Genomic DNA, 1,545 nt, shown 5'->3' with positions numbered 1-1,545 from the left:
ATAAAAAACTATCATGAGTTCACACTCCCAACCCATGCATGAAAATGAATTCTCCTCGTCCATAATGGTAAGGACACAAACAGGATATTGAACGTGGCTCTTTATGGTGGTTTAAACCCTGTATAAAAAACTGTTTGAATGGATTTGGTGATCAACCCTTTGTTGGCTCTTTTCAAGGAAAGATGACCACGGACAGAAAAATGCCTATTTTTCAAATCCATTCACCTGGTTGTGATCTTATTAAAGGAGATTCATTATGGACGTATTTATTGAACGTTGTGCCGGCTTGGATGTTCACTCAGAAACCATTGTTGCCTGTGTGCTAACCGGGAAGCAGGATGAAGATCAAATGAAAGTGACGGAAACTTTCCCTACATTAACGAAAGATCTCTTCCGTCTATTAAAATGGCTGGAGGATTACGAGGTCACTCACATTGCCATGGAGAGTACTGGAATCTATTGGAAGCCTGTTTTCAATATTTTAGAGGAGTTTTTTGATATTACCTTGGCAAATGCTCAGCGTATCAAAAATGTACCCGGGAGAAAAACCGATGTCTCCGATGCCGAATGGATTGCCAAGTTACTGCGTCATGGATTGATTGAAAAAAGTTTCGTTCCACCTTTGGATATTCGGGAACTGAGGGATTTAACTCGCCTTCGGAAAAAGTGGATTGGTCACTTAACTTCGGAGAAGAATCGAATCCTAAAGGTACTGGAATCCTCAAATGTCAAGCTGAGCTCTGTCATATCAGATGTCTTTGGAGTCTCTGGAAGAAAGCTTCTAGAACGTCTTGTGGAACAAGGTTATGTCGATGCAGAGGATGTGGAACGTAGTATTCATGGAAGTATGGCTGCCAAAAAACAAAAAATCACAGACTCGCTATTCGGGACCATTAATGACCATCAACGCTTTCTAATTAGCCAGTCTTGGCTCCACATTCAACAACTAGAGAAGCTTATTTCAGACATTGATATACGAATTGATTCCATATTGGAAAAGTATAGAGAAGAAATGGATTTACTCGTCTCCATTCCTGGAATCAAAAAAGATACAGCGGCAATTATCATTGCCGAAATTGGCAGTGATATGAGTCAGTTTCCTACTTCGCAACACCTTGCCTCCTGGGCAGGCGTTTCTCCTGGAAACCATGAAAGTGCAGGAAAAAGAAAAAGCACGAAGACCAAAAAAGGAAATCCACATATTAAATCGGCAATGTGTGAGGCGGCATGGGCTGCATCCAAATGTCGGAATCGTTGGTTAGCTGCGAAGTATTGGTCGATCGCCGCCAGAAGAGGAAAGAAAAAAGCACTCGTTGCGATGTCGCATCGAATGCTTAGAATCATTTATTCCATGTTAATTAACAAGGAATACTATTTAGAACCTAAAACCAGTTAGTATAGACAAAACCAAATAAACTTATACATAGATACCCTCCCACAGGTACCCCTGCTTTCTTATTGGCTTTTTTCAATTGGTTATAGGATGACCGTTACGAACCAGAACTATACTCATAATTACTGTACTAATTCTTTTCACAGAAAAAG

Annotated in this window: 1 protein-coding gene; it reads left to right on the top strand. The window is 40.4% G+C overall.

The features are described 5' to 3' along the window. Window positions 1-256 precede the first annotated feature (256 nt). Complete coding sequence (locus CN378_RS14535) at window positions 257-1,396, top strand: IS110 family RNA-guided transposase (RefSeq protein WP_098353084.1); 1,140 nt, start codon at window positions 257-259, stop codon at window positions 1,394-1,396. Window positions 1,397-1,545: the final 149 nt, after the last annotated feature.

It is taken from the genome of Bacillus sp. AFS015802, from assembly GCF_002561455.1.
In the GTDB taxonomy this organism is placed as follows: domain Bacteria; phylum Bacillota; class Bacilli; order Bacillales; family Bacillaceae_B; genus Rossellomorea.
The sequence above is the reverse complement of the archived record's forward strand: the minus strand, read 5'-3'. Positions and strand labels throughout refer to the sequence as shown.